The 6579-nt window shown below is 42.8% G+C and carries 4 protein-coding genes; all 4 read right to left on the bottom strand.

Going from position 1 to position 6579, the window contains the following annotated elements; translation table 11 throughout:
* The 4 genes from ACLTL4_RS03445 to ACLTL4_RS03460 are packed head-to-tail and all read right to left on the bottom strand — an operon-like array spanning window position 1 to window position 6079.
* Entirely contained in the window at window positions 1-945 is a 945-nt protein-coding gene (locus tag ACLTL4_RS03445) for an energy-coupling factor transporter transmembrane component T (protein ID WP_022120004.1), read from the bottom strand.
* Between the two features lie 22 nt (window positions 946-967).
* On the bottom strand, window positions 968-2239 hold the full coding sequence (locus ACLTL4_RS03450) for a DUF4430 domain-containing protein (RefSeq protein WP_412320233.1): 1272 nt from the start codon (window positions 2237-2239) through the stop codon (window positions 968-970).
* Window positions 2236-4125, bottom strand: a complete 1890-nt coding sequence (locus tag ACLTL4_RS03455) for a hypothetical protein (protein WP_412320234.1) — start codon at window positions 4123-4125, stop codon at window positions 2236-2238. The genes ACLTL4_RS03450 and ACLTL4_RS03455 overlap by 4 nt, the downstream gene beginning before the upstream one ends.
* A complete protein-coding gene (locus ACLTL4_RS03460; RefSeq protein WP_412290709.1) occupies window positions 4103-6079 on the bottom strand; it encodes a helix-turn-helix domain-containing protein in 1977 nt (658 codons plus the stop codon). Before ACLTL4_RS03460 ends, ACLTL4_RS03455 begins: the two co-directional genes overlap by 23 nt.
* Window positions 6080-6579 lie beyond the last annotated feature (500 nt).

The following is a 6579-nucleotide window of genomic DNA, read 5'->3' on the forward strand; positions in this document are numbered from 1 at the left end:
CTAATCCTGTACTTCCCACAGGCGATAATTGGCCTGCTCTGCTTTTTCTACCTGTTTACGTCTCTGTTTCCACTGATATCGATCCCAGAGTTCCAGCACCACCGGAAGCACGGAGAACAGCAAAAATGCCAGATATACCAGCAGGCTTCCTGCTGTCAGAGGAATTCCCTTTACAATAATTTTCGGGTTATACTGACAGAACGTATAGCCTTTTGAAAATCCAAACAGAGTCAGTGCGAAACTTGCTCCCATAAACAAAAGGCAGAGAATATCACGTTTATCAAATCGATACAGAGAAAATGCCGTTCTTCCTTTTTCACCGTAACCGCGGCATTTCATAGAATCTGAAGTCTCGATCGCATTTTCCAGTGCCCAGGTTACCAGAATGGAAAATATCGTGATCCCATGTTTCGCACGCTTTACCAGACTGCCGTTTTCGGTACTTCGTCCGATGCATTTCTGACCATCTGATATCACACCTGCCTCTCTGATAAATTTCGGGACAAAACGCAGACACATCGAAAGCACCAGGGACAGTGCCGGTATGATCTTTCCGAACAGATAGATAAACTTGTCCGATGTCATTACGATCGTATAACAGGAAAACCAGATCATCGTACACACCAGCATCATCGCCATCACCAGACCATACACACAGCTCTCCAGTGTAAACGGATTGCCATTGTGCAGATAACCGATGATCGTCACACCATAGTGATTGAACATCGGATTCATCAGTGCCACGATCAGCATCATCGGTATCGAAAAGATCAAATTAAATTTAACTGTTTTTTTCCATCCTTTCAGCAAAACGGAATATGCAATTCCTCCAAACAGCGAAATTGCCAGAATGACCGGATGAACAACAAATACTGTCACTCCGATCACTCCGACAAAATAAAGCATGTTCAGAAGCGGATGGTATGTAGAAAATGTATCTTTCATATTTACCTCCGGCATCTGCCCTCTAATACATAGAATTATCGCCTACATCTTTTCCGAGATCGCAGGTATATACCCAGCAGATCTCATCACCTGCATTTACGGTATATTTGCTGCATCCGTAGTTTGGATACCAGCCATTGACGCTGAACATCCATCCGGAAAGTTCTCCGCAGTCAAATTCATACAGATTGTTGATGCCTTCTACATAAGCAGAATTATAGGCCGGTGTGAAGCTGGATTCCATCTGGATACCCGCTTCTTTGCAGACACGCTGCAGTACATCATGCACAGATTCGCCTTCGGTAAATTCTACTTCCGTCGGTGCCAAAATCCAGCCATCGGACGGAACAAACTCTGCCTTGCTGCTCTTTAAATTGTCCATATTGTCCAAAATCGTTGCACAGCTGATGGAAATCGTACAGGTATTGGAAGCTGATGCAGTATCTTCCTGATCAGCTGCATCGCCGCCCGGATCCTTGGCATCTGCTTTCTGTCCGTTTTCTTTTTTATCATTTCCGGCATCCTGACCGGCATCGTTGTTTTCTTCCGCCGGATTTTCACCATTTTCATCGGCTGCATTTTCACTTACATCGGCATCCGCACTGTCTGTACCATTTTCTGATTCTTCCTGTGTTTCCTGGCTCTGCTCTTTTCCGTCTTTCTTTTTGGAACTCTGATTTGCTGCATCTGCTCCTTTATTCTGCTCTTCCGTGACACCGCCGATCACATAGCAGTCTCCGTCAAGAGAAGTTACCGTCATCACAAGTGTCGTACTTTCTTTGTCATTTGTCACCGTTACGTCACTCATTTTGGCCAGCTTGCCGTCCTGTTCTTTGACAAGATAAGCGGCATTGGATTCCCAGCTCTGCGGCAGAGTCACTTCCAGTGTCGGCACACAGATCACTCCTTTGCCGTGCATCGCCATCTGCAGGGCATCGTTTGCATCGTTTGCCTGTTTCTTGATCTCCTCTAAATTTTCCTGTGTAAAATCTATCTTCAGATTCTGATCTTCCGGATTCTGGATTTTGGCACAGTCATAAGTCCAGACATAGGTTATTCCATCTTCAGTTGTTCCTTTAAACTGAATCTTCTGCTCTTTGCCGGCCACGCTCTGGAACTGCTCTTTTGTGATGATGCCATCGGCCGGGATATCATTCATCTCAGCCAGTGCTTTACCTGAAGTTGTTCCTGCACTCTGCCCCTTTTCTGTTCCTTTTGCACATCCTGCCGTCAGCATCAGGATCACACACAGAAAAAGTGCTGCTATACTTTTTATATTTTTCTTTGTCTTCATCTTAGTCTTCTTCCTTTCTTTTTGCGATAGATTCCAAATGCCAGTGCCTCCAAAACAATGACAAGTGCTGCTCCGGACAATACTGCCGGTGCCATTGTTCTAACCTGTGTTTTCGGATCATTCTCCGCAGACTGTGTCACAGTCTCTGCTTCTGCTTTGCCGTCTGCTGTCAGCTCCGGCACATAGTCTTCTCCGTCAAAACTCCATCCGGAATCTTCGCTCTCTTTTTTGTTCTTTTTCTTTTTTGTTGTTGCTTTTTTCTTTTTGACTGTGCTGCTGCTTTTTTCCGTGGATGTGCTTGTTTTCTTTACAGACGGAAGTGTTTTTGTCTGTCCGGACGGTCTTTTTGCAGCATTTGGAGAGCCTGTCTGCTTCTTTTCACTCTCCGTATTCTTTTTTTCCGTCTCTTTTTTACTGTTCTTATTTTTCTTATCGTCTTTTTTCTTGTGATCTGTTTTGTGATCTTTTTTATTATTGTTTTTCTTTTCGGTTTCTTCCTGTTTTTTTGTTTCGTCTGTCCCGCCATTCTGGGATGTCTCCACCTTTTTGCCAGGTGTCAGCTCTATATCGTGCATATCATAAATAAAACTGCGTCCGTCCAGCAAACGTTGGTATGCAACCGTCGCATAAAAGCCTTGCTCCGTCGCCATACCGTCAAGCATACCGCCGATACCGCCGCCATTGTTTCCGGCATTTGCCGCAACATGCATAAATCCGCCTTCCGGAAGATAGTATTGGAATAATCCATAAAGCGGACTTTTCCCGTTTTTCAGAAAACGTGCATCCTTGCTTCCGTCAATTCCGAGTCCGGAAAGTGCCACCAGAATCTGTGCCACACTCTCGGAAGTCTCAACTCCCTGCGTGCCAAACCCGCCGCTTTCCAGCTGATTTTTCGAAATCCACGCAAGTCCTCTTTCAACCGCAGCATTTACATCTGTGCGTTTTGCATAATAAAAGGAAAGTGCCTGCAATGCCATACCGGTCATGTCAGCATCTCCCTGACCACCTGCCAGATTCCATCCGCCATCCTCACACTGTGCCCCCAGAACTGCCTGAAGCAGCATTTCTTCCGTATTCTGCACCGCCGCATCTTTGTTCTTTGGAATAGAATAAGACGGATGGCAGTTCAGTGCGATCAGTGCCCAGATTGGTCCATTGATTCCCTGCATACGGACATTCTCATAGTCTGAAAGATAGTCGAATAAATTGTGTCCTCCGACATTCTGTGCATCGATGCCGATGGAAGTCAGTGCCATGATCAGCTTTGAATAGTCAGAATATTTTGTTCTCGTAAGTTTCCAGTTTTTCTGTTCACAATAAGCATACACATTCTGATAAAAAGTTGCTGTATAAGACCATGGAACATATAATCCGCTTCTTTGCAGTCCGATCACATTCCAGATACTGCTGAAATCCGGATTGGCATCTTTTGTCAGAAGATAATTTCTCACAGAAGAAAGCACCGTACTTCGCTCCGCCGGAAGATTCTCCCCACCTGGATTCGTTTCTGTCTCTTTTTCGGATTCAGACTCTTTCTGGGATTCGCTTTGCTTCTCACTCTCCGTTTCTTTTTGTGACTCGCTCTGCTTTTCGCTTTCCGTTTCTTTCTGGGATTCGCTTTGCTTTTCGCTCTCCGTTTCTTTCTGCGATTCGGTTTGCTTTTCGCTCTCTGTTTCTTTCTGTGATTCACTCTGCTTTTCGCTTTCTGTCTCTTTCTGAGATTCACTTTCCTTCTGCGATTCGCTTTGCTTTTCGTTTTCTGTTTCTGCCTGCTGGCATATCTCATCTGTCTTTGCATAAGAAACACCAAGAGAAGAAGAGAGCAGTACCGCAGCCACAAGTATATAAGCTATTCTTCTTTTTTTATTTTTCACTCTGTTTCTCAAAGTTTTTCTCATCCTTTCTTTCGTTTCCTCCGGTCCCTTTTTCACTGACCGGAATATAAAGATACATTTTCTGACTGGTATACCGTTCAAAGGTAAGCCTCTGCAAAGACAGCTCATCTCTGTGTTCCCGAATCCAGCCATACAGCACACATCTTGCAAACATACGCACCGTCTCCGGAAGATTTTCCATATCGTTCTCCTGATCTGACTCAAAAACAGCATATCTTCCGGCTGCGATCGTTACCTGAAAAGCATCTTCCGGAAGATTGTCAAAGGACTCTACGATCGGTCCCAGAATATATTCAATATTTTCCTTTTCCTGATACCACAATGCAATCTTATCTCTTCCTTTTTCTTCTCCTGTCAATGCATTCAGTTTCCGGTACTGCGGAGAATGCTCATCCAGCCAGAATGCCAGCTGTGCCGGAATATCTGCCTCCCGCCGATTGGCAATGATGGTCCATCCGGCCATCTTGATCTCATCCATATCTATATATGAAATTTTGATTTTATCTTTATATTCAGAATAATAGCGGTCCAGATTGACAACCTTTGCTCCTGCTCTGGCGTATTTCGCCGGACTTGTATAAAACACTCTGCGAAATGCTTTGTCAAACCCGTTTCTCGAACAGAACCCATATTCTTTTCCAACTTCCGCCGGTAGTTTTCCTTCTCTGAGTGCTTTTGCAGCAAACTGTACTTTTCGCTGTGTGATATAAGTGATCGGTCCCATTCCAAAGACATCCTGAAACTCCTTGCGAAAATGATCCTTTGAATAATGAAACTCTTTTGCAAGCTGCTCTGCGGTCAGCTCTTCTTTCATATGCTCATCTATGTAGCGAATCCACTCTTCATTTCGAAATTCTTCCTTATAATATTTTTCCGGCGTCATACCATATTCTTCATGAAAAGCTCTGCTGAATCTGCTGCTGCTTTTAAATGCATACTGTCTGGCCACTGTCTCCGGTTTTTTCCCTTTTTTCAGTTCCTGTGCTGCAAAATATAATTTTCGTCTGCGTATATAATCATTTAATTTTATATCATAATAAATCTGAAACACATTGCGAAAATGACGTTCGGAATACCCAAATACGGTCGCAAGATTTTTGGCCGTCAGTTCCTCCTTAATATGTTCATCTATATAATCGATCCATTCATTCAGACCATATATTTTTCTTTCCTGTTTTGTAGATTTTATCTTATAGTTTTCCTGTATCCTCTTTTGCAGAGGCATATAAACATAATATTTTCCATTTTCATACGAAATAAAATAAATTTTATTCTGGTCATACCATATCTGATTTTCTGTTTCCCAGTCACACAGGGCATATTTCAGTACCATTTTCAGCATGCTTTCTGCCGCTCTTCCTGTGAAATTTTCTTTCCAGGTAAATACAGCATAATCCGAAGCCTCCAGTACCACTTCAAATGTTTCTCTTTCCCCTCTTTCTTTTCCTTCGTTCTTTGACTGCTCTCTTCCCGAAAGAAAGTGAAACCAATATTCACTGTCATGCCACCAGAACAGCATTCTCTCTTCTGTACTGGTTCTCTTTCTCCAGTTGTCTTTGGCATGTTCTTCAACCTTTTCCATGGCTGTCTCTAAAAAGGAACCTTTTTGGGATTTTTCTGTTTCGGACAGGATGGACTCTGCCACTATTTTCTGTTCTCTTCTTCGAACAAAACAAATTTCTGTATTTTCCTTATCTATGACTCGTTCATATGGTATTTTGCCTTTTCCCTGATAGGCTCTGATCTTCTCTATATCCCATTCTTCTAAACTTTTTTCAAAAAACAGATCAAACAGGTAAGAAAGCTGTATCGGAGCATATGCCATTCTTCCTGCCAGATCTTCCATGGTAATATCCTGATCCGGATGATTCTGTATATAAATTATACATTTCTGCATTTCACTATACAGTCTGCCGCCTGCATCCTGAAACGATACCTGTGCCATATCTATTTATCCTTATCTTTTGATTTTACGTCATGTATAATTGCCTGTCAAAACCTATATATTTTTGGCATAAATCGTTACACATTTTCTTATTGTATGTTATCAATCCAAGGATGTCAAACTCCATCTGCAATTCCTGCCTTGTCTTTAAATGCCAGAATCTCCCTGCTTTGGAAATTCTGGCATTACATTTACAAGCTGTTTTTCCTATTATAGCACAAGCTTTTTCCTTTTTTCCAACCAGAAGGGGCTATTTTGTCGATTTTTGCATAGTTTCTCACTGCCGCAACAAAAAAGACCCCTGAAACCTCAGATTATCTCCGAAGTTCCAGGAGTCCTAATTTACGCTTGGACTATGACCTGACCAAATCAGGTCCGTTTATGTTTCAGGACATTTATCTGCCCTGTGACACAGCTCAAATTATGCGTTCTTCTGAGCGATTGCTGCCTGTGCAGATAGGTAAAAATATGGGGGTTTTTAATGAAATGAGCATTGTCCT

Origin of the sequence: Hominisplanchenecus sp. (assembly GCF_046967715.1) — a bacterium.
GTDB classification, from domain to species: domain Bacteria; phylum Bacillota; class Clostridia; order Lachnospirales; family Lachnospiraceae; genus Hominisplanchenecus; species Hominisplanchenecus faecis.